This window comes from Sphingomonas yunnanensis, from assembly GCF_019898765.1.
Taxonomy (GTDB): Bacteria; Pseudomonadota; Alphaproteobacteria; order Sphingomonadales; family Sphingomonadaceae; genus Sphingomonas; species Sphingomonas yunnanensis.
This window is the reverse complement of the sequence record NZ_JAIOKB010000001.1, coordinates 880,669-904,586: the sequence shown is the minus strand read 5'-3', so window position 1 is coordinate 904,586 and position 23,918 is coordinate 880,669. Positions and strand designations below refer to the sequence as shown.

The following is a 23,918-nucleotide window of genomic DNA, read 5'->3' as shown; positions in this document are numbered from 1 at the left end:
GCGCTCATTTCGAGCACATCTTGAGTACGCCCGCGACCAGCGCGTCGCTCCCTACCGGCTGCGACACCATCCCGCGCGCCAGCGTGTAGCCGCCGCCCTCGTCCGCCGGGGAGAAAGCATAGCCGCCCGCGGCGTTGAGCGCCTTGAGCCCGCCCGCGCCGTCCTCGTTCGAGTTGAGCAGCAGCACGCCGACCGCGTTGCTCGCCGCCGCCTTGGCGGCCGAGGCGAACAGCAGCGAGATCGAGGGGCGCTCGCCCGCGACCGGGTCGCGCGGCAGCAGCCGCAGCGTGCCGTGGGGCCAGCTGTCGATGACCAGATGCGCGTCGCCGTGCGGGGCGAGATAGATCGTGCCCTGCTCGGGCTTCATCCCGTCCGCCGCGACCACGACCTTGGGCGCGACCTGCTCGGCGAGCTTGGCCGCCATGCTCTCGACCAGCCCCGGGCCGAGATGCTGCACCACCACCGTCGGCGGGCAGTTGGCGGGGAAGCCGGAGAACAGGTCGAAGATCGACTTGGTGCTCGAGGCGTCGCCGCCGACCAGCAGGAGGCGCCCGTTCCAGTCGATCGGCGGCGCCTTGGCGGTCTTGGGCGGCGCCTTGGGCTTGATGTCGGCCTTCTTGGCCGCCTTCAGCCGCTTGGCGAGCTTGGCGATGATCGCGTCGAGCTCGGCCGGGGCGGCGACGCGCGGCTTGGGGAAACAGTCGATGGCGCCGAGGCGCAGCGCCTCGATCGACTCGGCCGCGCCGTCCTGCGTCCGGGTCGAGAACATGATCACCGGCATCGGCTTGGTGTCCATGATCTCGGCGAGATACTCGAGCCCGCTCATGCCCGGCATCTCGACGTCGAGCGTCATGACGTCGGGCCAGGTCGAGGCGACCAGCTCGCGCGCCTCTGCGGCACCGTCGGCCATGCCGACCACTTCCACGCCGGGGATGCGCTCCAGCGCACCTGAGATCAGGGCGCGCATGGTCAACGAGTCGTCGACCACCAATACTTTCGTTCCAGCCATGTCCCCGTCCTAGACGATAAGCGTAAACGTAACTTTTATCACTTGGATCAGGCGGCGTCCGCCATCGCGCTTCGCTCCACCAGCCGCTCCAGCGCCAGCACCAGGATCAGCCGCTGGTCGATCGTCGCCAGGCCGTCGAGGAACTGTGCCGCGGCGGCGTCACCCATGTCGGGGAGCGGCTGCATGTCCTCGGTCTGCACCGTGACGATGTCGTTCACCGCGTCGACGATGATGCCCTGGAGCTGCTCGCCGATGCGCACCACGATAATGACGTGGCGCGCGGTCGGGTCGGTGACGCCCCAGCCGAGCCTGTGACGCAGGTCGAGTACCGGCAGCACCACGCCGCGCAGGTTGACGACGCCGCGCACGTGGCTGGGCACGTTGGGCAGCGGCGTGGCGGGCGACCAGGCGCGGATCTCGCGGATCGCCATGATGTCGACCCCCAGATGCTGGTCGCCGAGCTGGAAGGTGATGAGCTGACGGGACATGGGTGGCTCCTCGAATACGCTGGGGATCAGTGCAGCACGCGCCGGATCGCGGCGGCGAGCTTCTCGGGGTGGAAGGGCTTGACGATCCAGCCGGTGGCGCCGGCGTCGCGCGCGCGCTGCTTCTTCTCGTCCGAGCTCTCGGTGGTGAGCACCAGGATCGGCAGCGTGCGGCGGCCATCCGCGCGCACCTGCTCGATCAGGCCGAAACCGTCCATGCGCGGCATGTTGATGTCGGTGATGAGCAGGTCGGGCTCTTCCTCGGGCTCGAAATTCTGCAGCGTCTCGAGCGCGTGCACCCCGTCCTCGGCCTCGACGACATTGTAGCCGAGATCGGTCAGCGCCGCGCGCAGCAGCATCCGCATGCTGGGCGAGTCGTCCACGGTCATGATCGTCTTGGTCACGGGAAAGGGCTCCTGGGCAATGCTGGAAATCAGAAGAACTCGACGTCGCCGACATGGGCGATCGCGGAAGCGGGGGCGGGAGCGACCCGCAGCACCGGCGGCGGCGCGCCCTCGGTGACGACGCGGCAGCGCGCGAGACCCAGCGCGGCGCGGAACTCGACCCGGCGCGCGCCATTGCCGCCGACATCCTCGCCGACCAGCGGGATCTTCTCGTCCCGCAGGAAGCGGCGCGCGAAGGCGATGTTGTCGCCGCCGATGTCGCGGAAGCCCGAACGCATCGTCGCGCCGCCGAAGATGCGCGCCTTCATGCGCGACCGCACCGCGCCCATCGAGAGCATGGCGTTGATCAGCACCTCCATGGCGTAGACACCGTAGCGCTGCATCGAGGCGGGGTCGGACACATTGCCCTCCGCTAACAGGTAATGGTTAAGGCCTCCCACCTTCGCGACCGGATCGTAGAAGCAGGCGGCCACGCAGCTACCCAGAACGGTGGTCAGCACCACGTCCTCACGGTCACTGACCTTGGTCTCGCCCTGTGCCACGGTGAGGCGACGGAAGCCGTCGCGGAGCGTGAGGCTGTTCATGCGCGACACTCTTGCAGCAGCCGCGGCGCGATGCGACGCAGCGGCAGCTGCTGTACCACCGCGCCGATACGATGCGCCACCGCGGGCATGCCGTAGACGACGCTGGTGGCCTCGTCCTGCCCGATCGTCACCGAGCCGGTCGTGCGCATCGCGAGCATGCCCTCGGCCCCGTCGGCGCCCATGCCGGTGAGGAGCGCGCCGACCGCGTCGGCGCCGGCGCAGCGCGCGACCGACTGGAACAGGGTGTCGACCGAGGGCTGATGCCCGCTCACCTTGGGGCCCTGGAGCAGGCGGCAGTGGCGTTTGCCGCCGCTGCCCGCGATCTCGAGATGGCGGTCGCCGCCCGGTGCGAGATAGACCTTGCCGACCTGTAGCGGCGCGCCGGCACGCGCCTCCTCGACGCTCGGGCGGCACAGCCGGTCGAGCCGCGCGGCGAAGCTAGCGGTGAAGCTCGCCGGCATATGCTGGACGATGACGGTCGGGGGGCAATTGGCGGGGAAACCGGTGAGCAGCTCGATCAGCGCCTCGACCCCGCCGGTCGAGGCGCCGACCGCGATCAGCGCGTTCTCGCGCGGACGATAGTCACCGTCGATCGTCTCGGCCTTGGGCGGCAGCGGCGCGAGGCGGCGACGCGTGCCCGAGGCGGCGCGGACGAGCGCGGGGAGGCGGATCGCCTCGCCCTCGCGGCGCAGCGCGAGCTTGTCGAAACACTCGAACGCGCCCAGTTCGAGCGCCGCGATGCTCGCCTCCGCGCCGTCCGAGGTGAGCGTCGACAGCATGACCACGGGGGTCGGGCGCAGCCGCATGAGTCGCTCAAGGAAGTCGAGCCCGTTCATGCCCGGCATCTCGATGTCGAGCGTGACGACATCGGGGTCGAGCTCCTTGATCTTGGCGCGCGCCTCCTCCGCGCTCGCGGCGGTGCCGACGACCTCGATCGCGGGGTCGACCGACAGCGTGCGCCGGATCAGCGCCTGCATCGTCAGCGAGTCGTCGACGACGAGGGTGCGGACGCTCATGCCGCCACCTTCAGATAGGCGGTGCGCCCGACGCTCTCAAAGCGGTGCGCCACCTCGTCGGCGAGCCGCTCGGAATGGCCGATGTAGAGCATGCCCCCCGTCTCCAGATGGTCAGCGAGCCGTGCCTGCAGCCGCGCTTTGGTTGGTTCGTCGAAGTAGATCATCACGTTGCGGCAGCAGATCGCGTCGAAGCGACCGCGCATCGGCCAATTGCCGAGCAGGTTGAGGGGCCGGTAGGCGACCGCGTCGCGCAGCATCGGATCGACCGTCTGGCGCTCGTTCGGGCCGCTCAGCCAAGTGCTGCGCAGCGCCGGCGGTACCGTGCGCAGCGTCGCCGCCGGGTAGGTGCCGGCGCGCGCGGTGGCCAGGACGCTGGGCGAGACATCGGTGGCGAGCAGCTTGAAGTCGGCGCGCAGCACGCGCTGCGCCAGGCCCCGATCGGTGCCGAAGCTCGCCATCAGCCAGCTGTACGGCTCCTCGCCGCTCGAGCAGGCCGCCGACCACAGCCGCACGCGCCCGCCACCGAGCACGCGCTGCGAGAGCTGGGGCCATAGCCGCTCGACGAAATCCTCGAAATGATGCGCCTCGCGGAAGAAGGCGGTGTGGTTCGTCGTGATCGCGTCGAACATGCGCAGCCGCTCGTCGGCGTCCTGCTCGATCAGCCTGATATAGGCCCCGACGCTGTCGAGACCGCAGGCGCGCACGCGCGGTGCGACGCGACCATAGACCAGCTGCGCCTTGCCGTCGGGCAGCAGGATGCCGAGCTCGTCATAGACCAGCCGCGCGATCGCCTGATGGTCCGCCGGCACGAAGTGGAACTCGCGTTTGAGCGACGACTCGCTGGGCAGGGCGATCGCAGGGATCATGCCGCGTGCGCCAGCATCGGACGTGGGGTGCGGACGCGGTGCGCGGTGAGCGCGTCGACGTCGATGATCAGCGCGACGCGGCCGTCGCCCAGGATGGTGGCGCCGGCGAGACCGTTGATCGCCTGATAATTGGCCTCGAGGCTCTTCACCACGACTTGGCGCTGGTCCTGGATTGAGTCGACCAGCAGCGCCGCCTGACCGTGATCGGCCTCTACCACGATCAGCACCGCGTTGGCGGGGTCACGCTCGCCGCCGCCGAGGCCGAGCTGCTCGGCCACCGGGTAGATCGGCACATAGGAGCCGCGCACGTCGAGCACGGAGCCGTCGACGCCGATCGCGGTGACCGCCCCGTCGGTCGGGCGCAGGCTCTCGACGATATGGCTGAGCGGGATCACGAAGGTCTGGTCGCCGACGGTGACGATCATGCCGTCGACCACCGCGAGCGTCAGCGGCAGACTGAGCGAGAAGCTCGAGCCCGAGCCGAACTTGGATTGGATGCCGATACGACCGCCCAGCGCCTGGACGTTCTTGCGCACCACGTCCATGCCGACGCCGCGCCCCGAGATGTTCGAGACCGTCGCCGCGGTGGAGAAGCCGGGCGCGAAGATCAGGTTGTCGACCTCCTCGTCGCTCAGCACCGCGTCGGGCAGGATGATGCCGCGCTCGATCGCCTTGGCGCGCACCCGCGCGCGATCGATGCCGCGACCGTCGTCGCTGACGGTGATGACGATGCGGCCCGAGTGATGCGCCGCCGAGAGGGTGACTACGCCCTCCGCGGGCTTGCCCGCGGCGATCCGCTCCTCGGTCGTCTCCAGTCCGTGGTCGACCGCGTTGCGGATGAGGTGGGTCAGCGGCTCGCCGATCCGCTCGACCACGGTCTTGTCGACCTCGGTCATCTCGCCCTCGATGTCGAGCCGGACGCGCTTGCCTGTCTCACCCTCGAGCTCGCGGATGATGCGCGGCACGCGGCTGAACACCGTCTTCATCGGCTGGGCGCGGATCGCCATGGTCGACTCCTGGAGCTCGCGCGTCAGGTGATCGAGGTCGGTCAGCTCGGAGATCCCCGCCATATTGTTCTCGGACAGGCGCTGCGCCAGCATCGCCTGGGTGATCACCAGCTCGCCGACGAGATTGACGAGGCGGTCGAGCTTGTCGAGGTCGACGCGGATCGTCTGCGCCACCGCGGTGGGCGCGGGCGCGACGACGGAGGCGACCACCGGTGCGGGCGGCGCGGGCTTGGGCGCTGGTGCCGTTGCAGCGGGTGCCGCGCTGGCCGCGGGGGCGGGTGCGGGCGCGACCGTGGCGATCGGCGCCGCGGGAGCCGCGGCGATCGTGGGTGTGGGGCCGACCGGCTCGAGCTCCGGCTCGGCCACCGTGACGGGGGCGGGGGCGCCGCGCGCGAGCGTCACCGCGCAGCCGTCGGTGAACTCGAAGACCGAGCGTATGTCGTCCTCGTCGACGCTCGCCGGCACCGCGATCGTCCAGGCGAGATACGCCACTTCCGGGTCGATCGAGGCGAGCGGCGGCAGCGCCGACGTGTCGCACGACTGCACGCGCCCGCCCATGCGGACCAGCTCGCGCAGCAGCAGGAGCGGCTCACCGCCGTTGTCGAGCGCGTTGGGGGTGGGCTTGAAGGTGACCAGCCAGTCCTGCGGCCCCGCCGCGGCGCCAGCGGCAGCGTCCGCCGTCTCGGCCGCCGGAGCGACGTCGCCCAGCATCGCCATCAGGTCGTCGAAGTCGTCGCCGAGGCTGATCGGGGCGGGGGTGAAAGCGATCTCGTCCGCGCCGGCGGCCGGCGCGGCGGGCGCGGGAGCGGCGGCTTCCTCGCCGCTGGCGGCCGCGATCAGCCGCGCGAGCATCACCGCGTCGTCGGGCGACTCACCCGAGTCACGCGCCGCGGCGACATGGTCGGCGAGCATGTCGAAGGCGGCGACGATCAGGTTCGTCAGCGCGGGGGTGAGCGTCAGCGCACCGCTGCGGAGAAGATCGAGCAGCGTCTCATATTGATGGGTATAGGCCTGCAGCCGCTCATGCCCGAACGCACCCGCGCCGCCCTTGATCGAGTGGACCGCGCGGAAGATGCCGTTGATCGTCTCGGCGTCATACTGTTCGGACCGCAAGGCGGCGAACGCGCCCTCCATGCCGGCCAGGCCTTCCTCGCATTCCTGGAAGAAGATCTGCTGGATTGCGTCGAGATCCAAGACGTCTGCTCCTGTGAACCGGGCGGTGGCGCGCTTATGCGGCGGAGAGGTCGACCGCGGCGAGCGCGGCGGCGTCGGCGAAGGGGATGCTGACCGCGGTCAGCGCGAAAGGCTGCCCCTGCGCGATCGCGGCGGCGCGCGCGGCGATCAGCACCTGAAGGCAGGCCTGGCCGATCTGCTCCACCGCGCTGCCGTCCACCGCGAGCGGCTTGGCCTGCTCGACGAGCTTCTTGAGCGCGAGGCGCAGCGGTGGTGCGGCGGCGGTGTCGAGACGGGGAGGGAGCACGTACGCCATCGCGAGATCCTGATCATTCGAGCGGGCAGGCGATCGGAGCCGGTCGCTCGCCGCGGCGAGGAGCAGCCATCATCCCGTCCCATCCCCCACTATAGGCGCCTCGGACGTCCGGATCGTCCCCCGACGGTTCCGCCGCGCCAACATCCTCTTGGACGTGGCGTCCTAAAATGACGTTAATCACGGATGGGGCGAGAATGATTGCGTCGTTGCCGCAGAGATGGCACGCCGCCGGTCGATCGAGCGAGCGATCGGCGCGGTTAAGTGGATGGAAAGCACTTTCCGCCACTGCGGCCGCCGGCCCGCGGCGCCGTCGCTCCAGTGGATATACTTGCGAGTGTTTGAGAAAGCTCTTGATACCGATGGCGCAACGGGTGAGCTAAGGCGCCAGGCACGGGTGGCGCGCGCGATCGGCTCGCCCTTCGTCGCGGCGGTGCTCGAATCGAGCGCTCGCCAGCTGCAGCGCGCGCCGCTCACCGCGGCGGTGTTCGCGCACTGGGCGGGCGACCGCGCCGCCGCGGCGCTGGCGATGCGCTTCAACGCCGCGATCCACGCGCTCGCCCGGCGCGACACGCCAGCGCGGCTGGGGGCGCTGTATCGTGGCGAGCACGACGACGTCGACGGCGCGATCGCCGCGGCGCTCGCCGGGCATGATCGCTTCATCGCCGACTGGATCCAGCACGTGCCGCAGACCAACGAGGTCGGCCGCGCGGCAGCGATCCTCGCCGCGCTCAAGGTGGTGCGCACCTGCTTCGACCTGCCCGTCGCGCTGCTCGAGATCGGCGCGAGCGCGGGCCTCAACCTGAACCTGCACCGCTATGCCTATGACCTCGGTGGCGTCGCCGCGGGTGACCCGGACTCAGCCGTGCGGATCGCTCCGGACTGGGTCGGCCCCGCGCCACCGGACGCGCCGGTAGAGGTGATCGCCGCGCGCGGTGTCGACCTGGCACCGCTCGATCCGACCGATGCCGCGACGTGCGAGCGACTGATGGCCTTTGTCTTCGCCGACCAGCCGGCACGGTCGCGCCGGCTCGAGAGCGCGCTCGCGCTCGCGCGATGCTCCCCGCCGCTGGTCGACCGCGGCGACGCGGTCGCGTGGCTGCGCGACCGGCTCGCCGAGCCGGCGCCGGCGGGCCGCTGCCGCGCGATCGTCCATTCGATGGTGACGCAATATCTCGACCCGGCGGCGCGCGCGCGGCTCGACGCGACGGTCGCCGCGGCGGGCGCGGTGGCCACGTCGGAGCGGCCGCTGGTGCGAATAGGCTTCGAATGGACCGCGGATCGCGCTGCAGTTCTGCTCAAGATCACGAGCTATCCCGACGGGATCACGCGGGTCCTGGCCGAGTGCCACCCTTACGGCGCGGCGATCAGCTGGCGGGGTTGAAGCGATCGGTTAATCAGTTGCCCGCATGCATATTGCTGGTTTTCTGCGAAGATTATGTCGGGTCGGGCGAAGCGGGTAAGCTAATCTCGCACATGTCAGACGATCACGGCGCTCCTCTCACTATTCTTCTCCTGTCATCGCCGCCGCGCGGCCTCGCGCGGTGGCCTCCTAGGGGGAGAGAAGTTGGTGAACAATCTTCGTTTTCTACTCGTGATCACGGCGGCCTCGACCATGGCCGTGCCGGCGCTCGCCGAACCCGCCGAGCCGGCGACCGCCGAGGCCACGCGGCGCGCGCAGAGCGACAACTCGGTGGGCACGGGCGTGGCGCGCGCGCGCGACCCGCTCGACAGCGCGACGTCGACGAGCGTCCTGCACGACGAGGAGATCGAGCGTCTCGGCGCGCGCTCGTTGGCAGACCTGCTGCGGGTGATCCCCGGCCTGCGGGTCGAAGGCGCGGCGGGCGAGATCAACGCGAGCGTCAGCGTGCGCGGCCTGCCGATACCGGCGACCGGCTCCAAGTACATCCAGTTCCAGGAGGACGGGCTGCCGACGCTCGAGTTCGGCGATATCACGGGAGTGAGCGGCGACGCGCTGGCTCGACCCGACCTCATGCTGTCGCAGATCGAGGTGATCCGCGGTGGATCCGCCTCGACCTTCGCCTCCAACTCGCCCGGCGGCGTGATCAACCTGCGCTCGCGCACGGGCGAGGTCGACGGCGGCGCGGTCGCCCTCAGCAGCGGTCTCGACTATGATAACGCGCGGCTCGACTTCACCGACGGCGGTCATCTGAGCGACAGCGTACGATTCCAGCTCGGCGGGTTCTACCGGCAGGGACACGGCCTGCGCCGGACCGGCTACCAGGCCGCGCGCGGCGGGCAGTTCCGCTTCAATGTCACCAAGGAGTTCAACGGCGGTTATCTGAGACTCTACGGCAAGCACCTCGACGATCGAACGCCTTTCTACGACGCAGTGCCCTTCTTCATCAGCGGTACGGATGACCGCCCGCGGCTCACCCGCCCGCGCGGCTTCGATCCCCTGCACGACGCGACGAACTCGCGTTATCTCCGCAACGTGCTGATGCTCGATCGGACCAACCGGATCATCAGCCCCGATCTGGCCGACGGCCAGCATCTTCGCGAGGATCTCGCGCAACTCGAAGCGCAGCTGGATGTCGCCGGCTGGACCGTGCAGGAGCGCTTCCGCTACGCCCGCGTGAACGGATCACTGACGATCCCGTTCAACACCTTGTTCAGCGAGATCAACGACGCCGCGAGGCAAGTCGCGAGGGACGCGAACGCCACGATCGCGTACGTCGACGGCGACCGCGCCGGCGAGCGGATCCTGTCGAGCCGCGGCAATGCGCTCAACGGCAATGGGCTCACCGCCGCGCTGCCGATCGCGTTCATCCCGCTGCGCGACTATGGCGACGTGACCAACGAGGTGCGCGTCAGCCGCGTGTTCGACGTCGGCGGCGAGCTCACCACTACCGCGGGTCTCTATTCCGCGCGGCAGAAGATCAATCGCGACATCCTATGGACGACGCTCCTCAGCGACATACGCGGCCATGGACGATCGGCGCTGATCGACGTCTTCGGCAGCGACGGCGTGTCCGTGACCGACCATGGTGTCTACCGCTACTCGAACTTCTACTCGCCCAATGGCGGCAACGGCGGACTTCGTCGCTCGCTCGACACCGACAATGCCATCGATGCCCCTTTCGCCTCGCTCAACTACCGCGCCGGTAGGGTCTCGATCGGCGCGAGTGCGCGATATGACAACGGCGCCGTCTCAGGTCGGCTCTGGGGCGTCAGGGCGGGGTCGCAGAGTGGATCAAAAGTGCTAGACATCAACGGTGACGGTGCGATCTCGCGACCGGAGCAGAACGTGGACGTGACCGTCTTCGATCAGTCGCGCCCGGTCGACTATCGTTATCACTACGTCTCTTATTCATCCGGCATCACCTACCGCTTGGCCGAACCGTTGGCGTTGTTCGCGCGCTACAGCCGCGGCGGCCGCACCCCCGCCGACCGGCTCATGTTCCGGACCGAGAATGCGACCAACAAGGTCGCCACCTTGGGCGCCTCACCGGTGAACCCGGTGCGTCAGGCCGAGGCCGGGGTGAAGTACCGATCGGACCAGATCACGCTGAACCTGACGGGTTATTGGGCCACGGTCTACGACGCCAATTACGATCCTATCCGCGCCCGTCCGCTATCGCGCGACTATGAGGCGAAAGGGCTCGAGTTCGAGGGGGGGCTCCGGGCCGGCGTCTTCGATCTTCGGGCGGGAGCGACTTACACCAACGCCAGGATCAAGCACGATTATCTCGACCGCACGAACGAGGGACATCAACCGCGCGCCCAGCCCAAGCTACTGTTTCAAGCGTCGCCGGCGCTGGTGCTGCCGCGCTTCGCGCTGGGCGCGAGCTTTGTCGGGGCAACACGCAGCTACACGCAGGACGAGAATTGGCTGACGATACCGGGCTATGTCACGAGCAACGCCTTCGTCCAGTTCCGCGCGACCGATCGCCTGCGGCTGACCCTCGACGCGAACAACCTCTTCGATACCGTCGCACTGATGGGCATCGACACGCGCAGCCAGCCGCCGCTCGACAGCCAGGGCCCGGATAGTACGCCGCTGATCCGCGGGCGTCCGCTTACCGGACGCACCATCGCCGCGACGCTGAGAGCCGATTTTTAACCAATTTGGGTCATCCCTCGGCGGCGCGCGGGATGACCCATCGTTCACCCGATACAAGAGGGACAGCCGCGTGACGGATCGCCGCCGACGGGACGAAGGGACCGAATTATGATCTCGGGAATGAGCATTCCCCGCAAGCTGGCGATGTCGTTCTTCGTCATCATCGGTTTCGCCGCGGTGATGCTCGCGGTGTTCTTCACCAACGTCTGGATGATCCGCGACGCGACCGAGGGCAACAATCGCGCGCAGACGATCTATGCCAAGGCGCTGACGCTCGAGACCTCGCTGCTGCGCGAGAATAGCCAGCTCCGCGGCTATCTGGTGACCGGCGACAAGAGCTATCTTAAATCCTACGACGAGGCGCGCACCGAGTACGATCGCGCCGCCGCCGAACTCGGCCCGATGCTGACGGATCCGACCGAGCACCGCCTCTTCGAGACGGGGCGCGGCGAGGCGATGAAGTGGCGGCGCGACTGGAGCGACCGACTGGTCGCGATGGTCAAGGCGGGGAAGCGCGAGGCCGCGGAGCAGGTTGTGCGCGACGCCGGCAAGGCGGTGCTGACCAGCGCGGCGATCCTGCCGCTGCGCGACGTGCGCGACCGCGAGACCGAGGCGATGCAGCGCAACGCCGCGCGGCAGGAGAAGGCGCTCACCAGCGCGACCGTCGCGCTGATCGTCGGCGGGCTGCTGCTGATCGCGGTGGCGGCGACGCTGGCGGTGGTGCTGGGTCGCAGCATCGCGCGCCCAATCACCGCGCTGACCCGGCGCATGGCCGATCTCGCCAACGGCAAGCTCGACATCACGGTGCCGGCGGAGCGACGCGACGAGCTCGGCGACATGGCGCGGGCGGTCATCGTCTTCCGCGACGCGGCGCGCGCCAAACTCACCGCGGACACCGAGCGCGAGCAGGCGATGGCGGCGATCGGGGAGGGGCTGCGCCGTCTCGCCGACGCTGACCTGACCGTGCGGCTCACGGACGTGCCGCGCTCGTTCGAGCGGATCGCTCATGATTTCAACGGTGCGGTCGGCAAGCTCTCCGATCTTACCCAGAACGTCCGCGGTAGCGTCCATACGATCAAGCGCAACGCGGACGAGATCAGCCAGTCGGCGCGCGCGCTCTCGGGCCGCAGCGAGCAGCAGGCGGCGAGCCTGCGCGAGACCGCCGCCGCGATGGACGAGATAACCGCCACGGTGCGTACCGGCGCGACCAATGCCGCGAACGCCAACGATGCGATGGCCGACGCGCGGGTCGAGGCCGAGCAGGGCGGCGCCGTGGTGCGCAAATCGGTGCAGGCGATGAACGGTATCGATCAGGCGAGCCGCGAGATCGCCGACATCATCAGCGTGATCGACGGGATCGCCTTCCAGACGAACCTGCTCGCGCTGAACGCTGGGGTCGAGGCGGCGCGCGCGGGTGACGCGGGCAGAGGCTTCGCGGTGGTCGCCTCCGAGGTGCGCGCGCTCGCCCAGCGCTCGGCCGAGGCGGCCTCGGACGTCAAGTCGCGCATCCTCTCGGCGATCGAGCATGTCCAATCCGGGGTGGAGCTGGTCGACGCGACCGGCAAGGCGCTCGATCGGATCATCGACCGCGTCGTCAGCGTCAGCACGATCATGGGCACGATCGCGCGCTCCGCCGACGATCAGGCGCAGAGCCTCGGTCAGGTCAACATCGCGATCGGCGAGATGGACTCGGTGACGCAGCAGAATGCCGCGATGGTGGAGGAGTCGACCGCGGCGTCGCAGATGCTCGCGCACGAGGCCGAGCAATTGGCGAGCGCGGTCGCGATCTTCACGGTCGAGCAGGCCGCGCCCACGCCCGCGCCGCGGACCGGCCGCTCCACCCATGCGCCAGCGCCGGCGTCGCGCCAGCCGACGGTCGCGCGCGCCGCGCGCGGGCCGATCCGGCTGGTCGGCAAAAGCGCGACCGTGTCGAAGGAGGACGATTGGTCGTCGTTCTGACATTGGCCGCTCGTCGGGTAACGATCCGCGTCGCTGCGCTTCAATGACGCCGGTTCATGACCGCTGCCGCAGGACAATGGTCTCGGAGCGGCTGGCTGTAGAACTGGTCCTGCAGCGGGGGCGAGCCGCGTCCCCCGGTCGAAACGGGACGTTGGCCCGGCGGCATGAGTCGCGGGGCGGTCGCGATAGCGACCGCCTATTCGGCTGAAGATCGTGCGGCGGCCATGCACCGTTCGTGCGGCGTCGGTTCGGCACCGCCGATCACTCCCTCGCATCGGCGAGGTGACGCGATCCTCCTTCATGCCTCGCCTCCTCGCGACGCTCGATCGGCCGACGACCGCGGTCGGTAGGATGGGCGGGCGTGGGGAGGGGGAGAGGTAGGTCGAACGGTCTCGTCGAGCGCGCGGACGCCGCCTGGCACGCGCGGCACACGCGAGGTGCGGTTCCGGCGTCTGCCCGCGGCCCTTCGCCTGAACGGAGCATCAGGAGCGCGGCACCGGCTGGTGAGCGGTGAACGGGAGCGCCGCCGCCATCCTCGGGACGGACTGGCGGAGCGAGCGCGGCAGCTATGCCAGCCTTTCCAGTGTCAGATGGACACCAGGCGCGCGAGGCACCTGATGTCCGTGTCCGTGTCCGTTCGGTGCGGGAAGGACGATCGTGCGCCGGATCGGTCGACGCCGGATCAGAACTCCGACCAGTCGTCCTGTGCCACCGCGAGCGCGGTGCCGCTGGTGCCCGTCACGCTCCGCTGACGTGCGCCCCGCGCGATCTCGCGGCCCGCGCTCGCCGCGCGCGCCTGCAGCTCATGCACCGGCGACGGAGCGGGCACGAGCGCGGTGGCGGGAAGCGCGGACGACAGGCGGAAGCGCGCGACCTGCGCGGCGACCTGAGTCGCCTCGTCGGCGAGGCTGCGCGCCGCCGCGGTGGCTTCCTCGACCATCGCGGCGTTCTGCTGGGTCACCCCGTCCATCTCGCTCACCGCGGTGTTGATCTGCTGCAGCCCGGTGGCCTGGTGCTTGGCCGAGTTGGCGATCGTCGCCACCAGCGTGCTGATCTCGCCGATCCGGGCGATGATCCGCTCGAGCGCACTGCCCGTCGCGCTGACGAGGCCGACGCCGGCGTCGACCTGCTCGGTGGACGCCGTGATCTTGGCCTTGACGTCGCGCGCGGCGTCGGCCGAGCGTTGGGCGAGCGCGCGCACCTCGCTGGCCACCACCGCGAAGCCCTTGCCCGCATCACCCGCGCGCGCGGCCTCGACGCCGGCGTTGAGCGCCAGCAGGTTGGTCTGAAACGCGATGCCGTCGATCACGCTGATGATCTCGCTGATCTCGTTGGAGGCACGCTCGATCCCGCCCATCGCGTCGACCGCGCGGCGAACGACGCCGCCGGATTGCTCCGCCTCCTCGCGCGCACCAGTGACCGCGCGGTGGGCGCGGTCGGCCCCCTCGGCGGTCTCGCGTACGGTAGAGGTGATCTGCTCCATCGCCGCGGCGGTTTCCTCCAGGCTGGCAGCCTGCTGCTCGGTACGCTGCGAGAGTTCATCGGACGCGCTGCGGATGTCTGCCGCGCCATTGTCGATCCCCTGGCTGGCGGCGGTCACCGCGCCGAGCACGTCCGACATCGCCTCCACCGCACGGTTGTAGTCGAGGCGGAGCCGGTCGTAGTCGGCGTAGAAGGCGGTCTCGATCCGATAGGTGAGATCGTTTGCGGCGAGCCGCTGCAGGCCGGCGCCGAGCGAGGTGACGACGACGCGCTGCGCCGCGGCGGCTTCCGCCAGCGCTACGCCGTTGCGGCGGAACACGTCCATCGCCTTGGTCATCCGGCCGACGCAGTCGCGGTGTTCGGTGTGGCGGATCGCCGAGGTGAAGTCGCCCTGGGCAAGACCTTCCATGCGCACGACGGTGTCGACATACGGGTCGCATACCAGCTTCCGGGCGCCGAGCGTTACGATCACGACGGCCGCCAGCGCGGCGACCGCGAGGCCGAGACGCAGCGGATCGGTCGTCGACAACACCGTCGTCGCGACCGGCGCTGCGACCAGCGCCGTGTAGACGACCAGCAGCGCGGTGAATTTAGCTCGGATCGGCGCACTCGCCTTGAACCAGTGAAACATAGGACTTCCTTCCCACCTTCTCCGATCAGATCCGCGCAGCGGACCGCCTTAACCTGGCGACCGTATACGAAGAGGCGCTAAACTTGAGTAAATATTCCGGTCAGCTAGCCACGGTTCGATGGGATAACCTACCTAAGTTGTCGAAATCTGACACAATCCTTACCGGTGACCTGAAATGGTGAAGCGCGGCAGGGAAGGTCGCAGCTGCTCGCGCTTGGATGAGAAAGTCAGCGCTAACTTGATTAAAACTAAGAACAGCAGGGATTTAGGATAATTAACGCTGCAGAAGCTGCGCCAAGTCAGGAAGATAGCTTGAGCTGTCGGCAGGTGGCGCGCCCGGAGGGACTCGAACCCCCGACCAAGGAGGTAGAAGCTCCTTGCTCTATCCAGCTGAGCTACGGGCGCCCGCCGATCCGCCTAGCGCGGATTGAAGCGGGAAGGAATGGCCGGCATGATCGCGCGCATGGCCAAGCCTTCGCCTACCCCGCCGCCAACCGATGCCGCGCGCGTCGCCGCGGCGCATTTCCGCTACTATGATCTCGTCATGGCGGCCTTCGTCGCGATCCTGCTGCTGTCGAACGTGCTCGGCGCGGGCAAGGTCGCGCGCGTGGCGCTGCCCGGGATCGGCGACTGGCCGTTCGGCGCGGGCATCCTGTTCTTCCCGGTGAGCTATATCATCGGCGACGTGCTCACCGAGGTATATGGCTACGCGCACGCGCGACGAGTCATCTGGGTCGGCTTCAGCGCCACCGTCTTCATGGCGGTAATGGCCTGGGTAGTGGTGGCGCTGCCGCCGGCGCCCGACTGGGGCAATCAGGCGGCCTATGAGGCGGTGTTCGGCCAGGTGCCGCGGATCGTCTTCGCCAGCATGTGCGCCTTCTGGGCGGGCGAGTTCGTCAACTCCTACGTGCTGGCGCGGATGAAGGTGATGACCGAGGGGCGGCACCTGTGGATGCGTACGATCGGGTCGACGATCGCGGGGCAAGGGGTGGACAGCCTGATTTTCTACCCGCTCGCCTTCCTGGGGGCACCGGGCTGGACCCCGCACCTCGTCGTGGTGGTGCTGTTCACGCAATGGGCGCTCAAGACGGGCTGGGAGGCGGCGCTGACGCCCGTCACGTATCTGGTCGTCAGCTGGCTCAAGCGCGTCGAGGGCGTCGACGTCTACGACCGCGAGACAAACTTCACGCCGTTCCGCGCGCGGGTGTGAGCCCGGTCACGCTCCCGCGAGCGGCGCGGTTCAGGCGCCGACGGTCTCGAGCAGGCCTTCGAACAACCGACGGCCATCGTCGCCGCCGTGCGCCGGCTCGACGCGCCGTTCGGGGTGCGGCATCAGGCCCAGCACATTGCCCCGCGCGCTGAGCACGCCGGCGATGTCGCGCGCGCTGCCGTTGATCGGCTCGGCGTAGCGGAAAGCGACTCGGCCCTCTCCCTCGAGCCGGTCGAGCGTCTCCGCGTCGGCGACGTAATTGCCGTCGTGATGCGCCACGGGGAAGACCACCTGCTCACCCGCGGTATAGCGGCTGGTGAAGGCGCTCTGCGCGTTGTCCACCGTGAGGCTGACGTCGCGGCAGACGAAGTTGAGCCCGGCATTGCGCATCAGCGCGCCCGGCAGCAGCCCCGCCTCGGTCAGCACCTGAAAGCCGTTGCACACCCCCAGCACGGGCAGGCCGCGCTCGGCCCCGCTCGCCACCGCGCGCATGATCGGCGAGCGCGCCGCCATCGCGCCCGAGCGCAGATAATCGCCGTAAGAGAAGCCGCCGGGCACCGCGACCAGGCCCACGTCCTGGGGCAGATCAGTGTCGCGGTGCCACACCATCGCCGGCGCGCGCCCGGTCACCCGCTCGAGCGCGACCGCGATGTCGCGATCGCAGTTGGAGCCCGGGAAGACGATGACCGCGGTCTTCACGCGCGCTCGATCCGATAATTCTCGATCACGGTATTGGCGAGCAGCTGACGGCACATCGCCTCGACGTCCGCGTCGGCGGTACCGTCCGTGACATCCAGCTCGATCAGCTTGCCGACCCGAGCGCCGGCCACGCCCTGGAAGCCGAGCCCCGCGAGCGCGTGCTCGATCGCCTTGCCCTGGGGGTCGAGCACGCCGGGCTTGAGCGTGACATAGATGCGCAGTCTCATGGCTGCGCGCTATGCCGCGGCGCGCCGCGCGGGGCAACCTCCCACCGCGGCGCGGACGCGATCACTTGCCGCGCCGCTTGCGATGGCTCTCCATGTCGAGCACCGCGGTCTCGCCGCCCTCGGGGAACAGGCCGAGCCGGCGCGCCACCTCCTGATAGGCCTCGACCTCGCCGCCGAGATCGCGCCGGAAGCGATCCTTGTCGAGCTTCTCGTTCGACTCCATGTCCCACAGCCGGCAGCCGTCGGGGCTGATCTCGTCCGCCAGGATGATGCGGCTGTAATCATTGTCCCAGATGCGCCCGAACTCGAGCTTGAAGTCGACCAGCCGGATGCCGACCCCCGCGAACAGACCGCTGAGGAAGTCGTTCACGCGGATCGCGAGGTCGGCGATGTCGTGCATCTCGTCCTGGCTGGCCCAGCCGAAGGCGGCGATATGCTCGTCCGAGATCATCGGGTCGCCGAGCGCGTCGTCCTTATAATAATATTCGAGGATCGTGCGCGGCAGCTTGACGCCCTCCTCGATCCCGAGCCGCTTCGACAGCGAGCCCGCGGCGACGTTGCGCACCACCACCTCGATCGGGACGATCTCGACCTGGCGGATCAGCTGCTCGCGCATGTTGAGGCGGCGAATGAAATGCGTCGGCACGCCGATATGGTCGAGCAGCGTGAAGATGTGCTCGCTGATGCGGTTGTTGAGCACGCCCTTGCCGTTGATCGTGCCCTTCTTCTGGGCGTTGAAGGCGGTGGCGTCGTCCTTGAAATATTGGATCAGCGTGCCGGGCTCGGGACCCTCGTAGAGGATCTTCGCCTTGCCCTCGTAGATCTGCCGCCGCCGTGCCATCGCTCACCCTCGGAAAAGGAGCGCCCCGGCGGAGCAGGTCGCGCAGCCGGGGCGGTAATCATGCGGCCTATAGGGGAAGGGCGGGGTGGCTGCAAATCGACTCAGCGGGCGAAGGCGCGCGCGAGCAGCCGCTTGGTCTCGGCCCAGGCGGCGGACTCGGGCGCGACCAGCTCGACGTGTCCCGTCGCGGGCACGGTGTGGAGCGTCACGCGGTCCCCGGCCGCGTCGGCGCGCGCGACATAGTCTGTGGCGAGCCGATAGGGGATGATTCGGTCCTCGCGCCCGTTCACGAGATCCTGCGGCACAGCCAGCGGCAGGAGCCGCGGCACCGACGTGTCGGCATAGGGATCGGCGCGGCCGCCGCCGACCAGTCGCCCCACCACCTCGGTACCGCAGCCATTGTCGGGGCTGGCGGCGGTCGCTTCCAGGTCGGGCAGGCCGCCGAGGCTGATGACGTGCGCGATCGGCAGCGGGTCGGCCCGGCGCAGCGGGCTGGACGCGGGGAGGCGGGGGCGTCCCGCCAGCCACAGAGCGAGATGGCCGCCGGCGGAATGGCCGACCGCGACGATACGGTGCAGGTCGAGCCCCAGGGCCGGTCCCTCGGCGCGCAGCAGGTCGGTCGCCGCGGCGGCGTCGGCGAAGGTACCGGGATAGCCGCCGCCGGCGCGATCCACGCCGCGATAGTCGATGTTCCACACCGCATAGTTGGCGCGGCGCAGGTCGTCGGCGACCCAGTCCATCAGCCGCCGGTCGGCGATCCCGGTCTGCCAGCAGCCGCCGTGCACCATGAGCACGGTGCGATAGGGTCGCGCGCCGCGTGGCAGCCAAACGTCCACTTTCTGCACCGAGTCGCCGCCGTAGGCGAAGGTGTGATCGGGCGACGGGCGAGCGCGCGCGGTCAGGTCGGCCCAGGTCAGCGGTCGGTGCGGGGCGCTCGGTGCGATCATCGGGGGCGAGCATGACGCGAGCAGCAGCGCCGCGGCAAGCGTCGCGCGGGTCACGAGCGTGCCTCGCTCGGCGCGCGCCGGGGCTCCGGGTCGGGACGCCTGCCACGCTCGCGCCACAGTGCCGGCAGCGTGAGCAGTGCCACGCCCGCCACCGCGGCCACCGTTCGCACCCAGGCCGGGAAGGGGCCGTAGCGCTGGTCGACGTAGTAGACGCCGTACACGATCGCGACGTGCCAGACGTAGACGTAGAGCGAGTGGCGGCCGAGCAGGCGGAGGAAGGCGAGCGAGAACAGGCCGCGCACCGCGCCGGACATCTGCCGCACCCAATCGCGCGCATGCTGCGGCCCAGCGATCATCAGCCACGCCAGCCCGATCGCGACCGCCGCGAAGTTGACGAGATAGACCAGGCTGAAGTCGGCGCGCACCTCGAGCAGCTCGATCCGTCTGATCGCCGCGTCGGGCAGGATCCCGCGCGCGGTGAGCAGCCGGACGGGCAGGAAGAACAGACATATCGCCAGCGCGATCTTGGCCGCGCCGCTCCTGTCGGGACGCAACAGCCGATGCCAGTCGATCCGTCCGGAGGCGGTCAGCGCGCCCGCGATCATGCCGGAGAAGAACACGATCTGCCAGCCGAGCAGGTTGAAGCCGGCGCGCAGCCCCTGGCCGTCCGCGGCGGTGAACCAGCGCCCGAGCGGGTCGGTCAGCGCGTGCTGGAAGCCGAGCTGCCCGGCGAGCCAGAGCAGCCCCGAGACGGTCGCCACCAGCGCGACGCGCCCGTCGAGGCACAGCTTCAGCACCGGCGGCGCGACCAGCATGTACAAGACATATTGCGGCAGGATGTCCATCACGGTGGGCTGGAACACGAAGGTGGCGATCGCGAACAGCCGCAGCGGCTCGCCGGTGAGACTGGTGTGGCCGAGCCAATTGCCCCACAGTCGCGCCGCGTCGGGCAGCATCAACCGCGCGAGCAGCACCGCGATGACGATCCCCATCGCGTAGCGGTACAGCTCGAAGGCGCGTGCCCAGACCAGTCGGCTCGCCGCGGGCGCGCCGAGCCTGAGCATCTTGCGGCCGTACACCAGCCCGATCATCAGCCCGGACAGGAAGACGAAGCCCTGCGCGTCCTCGACATAGGCGAACTGATTGTGGTTGATCCGCTGCAACCACAGCTCGCCCTGAAAGACGAGGTGGTTGATCAGCATGAAGACGAGGAAGAAACCGCGCAGGCCGTCGATCATCCCGTAACGTGGCAAACAGCGGCTCCCGACCGTGGCGTATATGCGCGGCGGCTTGAGGCGCACCGGCACACCTCGTGTAGCGCACGCTTCCCGACGATCGATCCCGCCGCGCCTCCGCTCGTCCCGGAAAGCGCGGCGGTGATCGCTCAGCGCCCGCGTCGGGGCGCTGTGCGCCAAGGTGCGGCGAACCGCCGGCGCTGCAGCGCCGCGATTCCCGCCAGCAGTGATTCGATCGCCGTGTGGATACCACCCGACAGTGTCTCATGATGGCGGGCAAAGGCTTCGCTCTCGTAATCCATGTTCATGACCGTCCTCCATCGCTGGAGCCGTGTAGATGCCCCGCACGGTCGCGGCGCGCCAACAAAGAGCTGGCCCGGGCTGATAAGTCACGCTTATGCTCGGCGCATGCGCCAGCTCCCGCCGCTCGCCGCCGTCCGCGTGTTCGAGGCGGCGGCGCGTCACGAGAATTTCACCGTCGCGGCGGGCGAGTTGGGGATGACCCAGGCGGCGGTGAGCTATCAGATCCGCCTGCTCGAGCAGCGGCTCGGCGTACCGTTGTTCCGCCGCGCTCGACGCCGGGTGACGCTCACCGAGGCGGGGCGCCGCGCCGGTGCGCAGCTCGCCGCCGCGTTCGATTCGATCGACGCCGCTTTCGCCGTCCTGCGCGCCGAGGACGAGGCGGTGCTGACCGTCTCGGTCACCAACACCTTCGCCAACACCTGGCTGGCCTGGCGGCTCGGCGGCTTCCACCTCGCACACCCAACGACCGCGGTGCGGCTATGGACGAGCAACGCGCTGACCGACTTCGCCGCCGACGAGGTCGACGTCGCTATCCGCTCGGGACCAGGCGGCTGGCCGGGCCTCGCCCAACACGAACTGCTGCCGCTCGACTTCACGCCGATGTGCTCGCCCGGCTTCCTCGCCGGGCAGGGCGGCCGGCTGGAGCCCGTGGACCTGCTCCAGCTGCCGCTGATCAGCGCGCAGGACCCGTGGTGGGCGCAGTGGCTGCGCGAGGCCGGGCTCGACGTGGTCGAGGCACGGCGGACCGGGATGCGGCTCGACTCGCAGGCGCACGAGGGACACGCCGCGATCGCGGGGCAGGGTGTGGCGATGCTGACGCCCTTCTTCTGGCACAATGACCTCGTCGCCGGGCGACTGGTGCGACCGTTCGCGCAGCTCTCCTCGATGGGCGAGGCCTATTGGCTGGTCTACCCGGAGGCGCGCGCCAGGGTGCCCAAGATCAGGCGGTTCCGCGAGTGGCTGATCGAGGCGCTGGACCGCGACCGCGCCGCCGGTGGCGGCTGATCCGGCGCGGCATGAACGCGGAACGGTTGTGGAACGGGGTCGCGCGCTGCTAGCAGCCTGATCCATGGCGACCGCTCTCCCCCCGGACAACCCGCCCGTCGGCGTGCTCGATGCGCCCTTCGACAGCGCCTTGTCCGAACGCTACCTCGTCTACGCGCTGTCGACGATCACGGCGCGCTCGCTGCCCGACGTGCGCGACGGACTCAAGCCGGTGCACCGCCGGCTGCTCTGGGCGATGCGGCTGCTGCGGCTCGATCCAGCCTCGGGCTACAAGAAATGCGCGCGCGTCGTCGGCGACGTCATCGGTAAATACCACCCGCACGGCGACCAGTCGGTCTATGACGCGATGGTGCGGCTCGCGCAGGATTTCGCGCTGCGCTACCCGCTGGTCGACGGCCAGGGCAATTTCGGCAACATCGACGGCGATAATGCCGCGGCCTATCGCTACACCGAGGCGCGGCTGACCCAGGTCGCGATCGACCTGATGGACGGGCTCGACGAGGACGCCGCCGAGTTCCGCCCCACCTACAACGGGGAGGAGCAGGAGCCCGAGCTCTTCCCCGGGGCTTTCCCCAACCTGCTCGCCAACGGCGCGGCGGGGATCGCGGTCGGCATGGCGACCAGCGTGCCGCCGCACAACGCCGCCGAGCTGCTCGAGGCCGCGATCCTGCTGGTCGACAGGCCCGACGCGGACGATGCCGCGATCCTGCAGCATGTCAGCGGTCCCGACTTCCCGACCGGCGGCCTGCTGGTCGATTCGCCCGCGATCATCGCCGAGGCCTATGCCACCGGGCGCGGTGCCTTCCGCGTGCGCGCGCGCTGGGCGGTCGAGCGCGAGAAGGGCGGCGGCTGGACGATCGTCGTCAGCGAGATCCCGTACGGGGTTCAGAAGGGCAAGCTGATCGAGCAGATCGCCGCGCTGATCAACGATCGCAAGCTGCCGATCCTCGCCGACGTGCGCGACGAGAGCGACGCCGAGATCCGGCTGGTGCTGGAGCCGCGCAGCCGCACCGTCGACCCCCAGGTGCTGATGGACGGACTGTTCCGCCTCTCCGACCTGGAGATACGGATCCCGCTCAACCTCAACGTTCTCGACAAGGACCGCACGCCGCGCGTCATGTCGCTGCGCGAGGCGCTCACCGCCTGGGTCGAGCATCAGTTCGTGGTGCTGCGCCGGCGCACCGACCACCGGCTCGGCAAGATCGCCGATCGGCTCGAGCTGCTGGGCGGGTACATCATCGCCTTCCTCAACCTCGATCGCGTGATCGAGATCATCCGCACCGAGGACGAGCCCAAGGCGGTGATGATGGCGGAGTTCGAGCTCACCGATCGCCAGGCCGAGGCGATCCTCAACATGCGGCTGCGCTCGCTGCGCCGGCTGGAGGAGATGGAGCTGCGCCGCGAGCGCGACGCGCTGGAGAAGGAGCAGGAGTCGCTCAGCCTGCTGCTCGGCTCGGAGGCGCGACAGCGTACCCGGCTCAAGCGCGACTTCGCCAAGGTGCGCGACCGCTACGGCGCCGAGACCAAGCTGGGCGCGCGCCGCACCACGATCGAGGAGCAGGCCGCCGCGCGCGAGATCCCGCTCGAGGCGATGATCGAGCGCGAGCCGATCTCGGTGATCCTGTCCGAGCGCGGCTGGATCCGCGCGCTGAAGGGCCACGTCGATCTCTCCGCACCCGAGACGATGAAGTTCAAGGAAGGCGACGGTCCCGCCTTCGCCTTCCACGCGCATACCACGGACAAATTGCTGCTGGCGGCGGGCAACGGGCGGTTTTTCACGCTCGCGGCGGATAAGCTGCCGGGCGGCCGCGGCTTCGGCGAGCCGGTGCGCGCCTCGATCGATCTCGACGGCAGCGTGCCGATCGTGGCGCTGCTCCGCGCCGCCGCGGCCGAGCGGCTCCTGGTGGCGGCGAGCGACGGGCGCGGTTTCCTCGTGCCGAGCGCCGAGGTGATCGCGGAGACTCGCAAGGGGAAAACGGTCGTGACGCCGCGCCCGGGCGCTCGCCTGGTGGTAGTCTATCCGGTCGCGCCAGCGGACGATTACGTCGCGGTCATCGGTGACAATCGCAAGCTCGCGCTGTTCCCGATGGTCGACCTACCCGAGATGACGCGGGGGCAGGGCGTTCAGCTACAGCGCTACGGCGACGGTGGGCTCGCCGACGCGCGCACCTTGGTGTTCGCCGAGGGGCTCAGTTGGGCGATGGGCGGCGGCAGCGGGCGGGTGCGCACCGAGGTCGACCTATCGGCGTGGCGCACCGCGCGCGGCGCGGCCGGGCGCATGCCCCCGAACGGCTTCCCGCGTGACAATCGCTTCTGATCGCTGACGGCGGCGTGCGGCGGTGCGCTGACGAGCGCGTGATTCGTCCCATTCCGACACGCTGGTCGCCGGCAGCTTGATACAGCCGCCACGCCCGATCTGCTCTCTGTAAGCCGCTCTT

General features: G+C 69.4%; 21 protein-coding genes and 1 tRNA gene. 6 read left to right on the top strand and 16 right to left on the bottom strand.

What is annotated here, in order from left to right; translation table 11 throughout:
• Positions 1–4: 4 nt before the first annotated feature.
• From K7957_RS04345 to K7957_RS04310, 8 genes are read right to left on the bottom strand one after another with little or no spacing between them, the layout of a single operon-like run.
• A complete protein-coding gene (locus K7957_RS04345) occupies positions 5–1,009 on the bottom strand; it encodes a chemotaxis protein CheB (protein ID WP_223010704.1) in 1,005 nt (334 codons plus the stop codon).
• Between the two features lie 47 nt (positions 1,010–1,056).
• Entirely contained in the window at positions 1,057–1,497 is a 441-nt protein-coding gene (locus tag K7957_RS04340) for a chemotaxis protein CheW (RefSeq protein ID WP_183943207.1), read from the bottom strand.
• 26 nt (positions 1,498–1,523) lie between these two features.
• A complete protein-coding gene (locus tag K7957_RS04335) occupies positions 1,524–1,898 on the bottom strand; it encodes a response regulator (protein WP_219753659.1) in 375 nt (124 codons plus the stop codon).
• Positions 1,899–1,927: 29 nt separating this feature from the next.
• The gene (locus K7957_RS04330; RefSeq protein WP_223010703.1) at positions 1,928–2,482 is read right to left on the bottom strand and encodes a chemotaxis protein CheD; all 555 of its coding nucleotides are present in this window, start codon (positions 2,480–2,482) and stop codon (positions 1,928–1,930) included.
• Complete coding sequence (locus K7957_RS04325) at positions 2,479–3,498, bottom strand: protein-glutamate methylesterase/protein-glutamine glutaminase (RefSeq protein WP_223010702.1); 1,020 nt, start codon at positions 3,496–3,498, stop codon at positions 2,479–2,481. The genes K7957_RS04330 and K7957_RS04325 overlap by 4 nt, the downstream gene beginning before the upstream one ends.
• Positions 3,495–4,364: a CheR family methyltransferase gene (locus K7957_RS04320; RefSeq protein WP_223010701.1), complete on the bottom strand. Its 870-nt coding sequence runs from the start codon at positions 4,362–4,364 to the stop codon at positions 3,495–3,497. Before K7957_RS04320 ends, K7957_RS04325 begins: the two co-directional genes overlap by 4 nt.
• The gene (locus K7957_RS04315; protein WP_223010700.1) at positions 4,361–6,565 is read right to left on the bottom strand and encodes a chemotaxis protein CheA; all 2,205 of its coding nucleotides are present in this window, start codon (positions 6,563–6,565) and stop codon (positions 4,361–4,363) included. Before K7957_RS04315 ends, K7957_RS04320 begins: the two co-directional genes overlap by 4 nt.
• A 34-nt stretch (positions 6,566–6,599) precedes the next feature.
• Entirely contained in the window at positions 6,600–6,860 is a 261-nt protein-coding gene (locus K7957_RS04310) for an STAS domain-containing protein (RefSeq protein WP_223010699.1), read from the bottom strand.
• Between the two features lie 334 nt (positions 6,861–7,194).
• Here K7957_RS04310 and K7957_RS04305 point away from each other — a divergent pair, with 334 nt between their 5' ends.
• The 3 genes from K7957_RS04305 (at position 7,195) to K7957_RS04295 (ending at position 12,900) form a co-directional block, all read left to right on the top strand.
• The gene (locus K7957_RS04305) at positions 7,195–8,241 is read left to right on the top strand and encodes a DUF2332 domain-containing protein (RefSeq protein ID WP_343228294.1); all 1,047 of its coding nucleotides are present in this window, start codon (positions 7,195–7,197) and stop codon (positions 8,239–8,241) included.
• Positions 8,242–8,427: 186 nt separating this feature from the next.
• Complete coding sequence (locus tag K7957_RS04300; RefSeq protein WP_223010697.1) at positions 8,428–10,941, top strand: TonB-dependent receptor; 2,514 nt, start codon at positions 8,428–8,430, stop codon at positions 10,939–10,941.
• Positions 10,942–11,061: 120 nt separating this feature from the next.
• Complete coding sequence (locus tag K7957_RS04295; RefSeq protein WP_223010696.1) at positions 11,062–12,900, top strand: methyl-accepting chemotaxis protein; 1,839 nt, start codon at positions 11,062–11,064, stop codon at positions 12,898–12,900.
• A gap of 682 nt (positions 12,901–13,582) precedes the next feature.
• Here the strand turns inward: K7957_RS04295 and K7957_RS04290 are convergent.
• Positions 13,583–15,013, bottom strand: a complete 1,431-nt coding sequence (locus tag K7957_RS04290; RefSeq protein WP_223010695.1) for a methyl-accepting chemotaxis protein — start codon at positions 15,011–15,013, stop codon at positions 13,583–13,585.
• A 328-nt stretch (positions 15,014–15,341) separates the two neighbouring features.
• Positions 15,342–15,418, bottom strand: a tRNA-Arg gene (locus K7957_RS04285).
• Between the two features lie 58 nt (positions 15,419–15,476).
• On the opposite strand from K7957_RS04285, the gene K7957_RS04280 reads away from it, so the two are divergent.
• The gene (locus tag K7957_RS04280) at positions 15,477–16,223 is read left to right on the top strand and encodes a queuosine precursor transporter (RefSeq protein WP_223011118.1); all 747 of its coding nucleotides are present in this window, start codon (positions 15,477–15,479) and stop codon (positions 16,221–16,223) included.
• A gap of 30 nt (positions 16,224–16,253) precedes the next feature.
• Here the strand turns inward: K7957_RS04280 and purQ are convergent, their stop codons facing one another.
• The 6 genes from purQ to K7957_RS04250 form a co-directional block, all read right to left on the bottom strand.
• Entirely contained in the window at positions 16,254–16,922 is a 669-nt protein-coding gene (gene purQ / locus K7957_RS04275; RefSeq protein WP_223010694.1) for a phosphoribosylformylglycinamidine synthase subunit PurQ, read from the bottom strand.
• The gene (purS, locus tag K7957_RS04270) at positions 16,919–17,149 is read right to left on the bottom strand and encodes a phosphoribosylformylglycinamidine synthase subunit PurS (protein ID WP_223010693.1); all 231 of its coding nucleotides are present in this window, start codon (positions 17,147–17,149) and stop codon (positions 16,919–16,921) included. The genes purQ and purS overlap by 4 nt, the downstream gene beginning before the upstream one ends.
• Positions 17,150–17,210: 61 nt before the next feature.
• Complete coding sequence (gene purC / locus K7957_RS04265; protein WP_132907417.1) at positions 17,211–17,990, bottom strand: phosphoribosylaminoimidazolesuccinocarboxamide synthase; 780 nt, start codon at positions 17,988–17,990, stop codon at positions 17,211–17,213.
• Between the two features lie 101 nt (positions 17,991–18,091).
• The gene (locus K7957_RS04260; RefSeq protein ID WP_343228293.1) at positions 18,092–18,991 is read right to left on the bottom strand and encodes an alpha/beta hydrolase; all 900 of its coding nucleotides are present in this window, start codon (positions 18,989–18,991) and stop codon (positions 18,092–18,094) included.
• On the bottom strand, positions 18,988–20,190 hold the full coding sequence (locus tag K7957_RS04255) for an OpgC family protein (RefSeq protein ID WP_223010692.1): 1,203 nt from the start codon (positions 20,188–20,190) through the stop codon (positions 18,988–18,990). Before K7957_RS04255 ends, K7957_RS04260 begins: the two co-directional genes overlap by 4 nt.
• A gap of 131 nt (positions 20,191–20,321) precedes the next feature.
• Positions 20,322–20,480 (bottom strand): hypothetical protein, encoded by a 159-nt coding sequence (locus K7957_RS04250; RefSeq protein ID WP_223010691.1) that lies wholly within the window; start codon positions 20,478–20,480, stop codon positions 20,322–20,324.
• 100 nt (positions 20,481–20,580) lie between these two features.
• Between K7957_RS04250 and gcvA the strand changes: the two genes are divergently transcribed.
• On the top strand, positions 20,581–21,480 hold the full coding sequence (gene gcvA / locus K7957_RS04245; RefSeq protein ID WP_223010690.1) for a transcriptional regulator GcvA: 900 nt from the start codon (positions 20,581–20,583) through the stop codon (positions 21,478–21,480).
• Between the two features lie 64 nt (positions 21,481–21,544).
• Entirely contained in the window at positions 21,545–23,797 is a 2,253-nt protein-coding gene (parC, locus tag K7957_RS04240) for a DNA topoisomerase IV subunit A (protein ID WP_223010689.1), read from the top strand.
• Positions 23,798–23,918 lie beyond the last annotated feature (121 nt).